The organism is Paenalicyclobacillus cellulosilyticus (assembly GCF_014647315.1).
Lineage (GTDB): Bacteria > Bacillota > Bacilli > Alicyclobacillales > Alicyclobacillaceae > Alicyclobacillus_J > Alicyclobacillus_J cellulosilyticus.
On record NZ_BMOY01000128.1, the window covers coordinates 1 to 268 of the forward strand.

The 268-nt window shown below is 43.3% G+C and carries 1 pseudogene; it reads right to left on the reverse strand.

Annotated features, from left to right (window positions below):
• Positions 1-268, reverse strand: a pseudogene (locus IEX97_RS13730) (hypothetical protein); the annotation flags it as partial.

The following is a 268-nucleotide window of genomic DNA, read 5'->3' on the forward strand; positions in this document are numbered from 1 at the left end:
AGTGCTTTCAGATCAGCGACAAGATAAGGGTTAACTACCGTGAATTCTCCTGATAAATTGGATTTTACATAAAGATTTTGGTAAGTCGGCTCGATGGATTGGGAAACACCACAAATATTGGAGATGGTTGCAGTCGGGGCAATTGCCATGACATTAGAATTGCGCATGCCTTCCGTGCGTACTTTAACGCGTAAAGACTCCCAATCTAAGCTTTGGGAACGATCTTGCTCTAAGTATTCACCCCGTGCTTGTTGAAGTAGGTTAATGG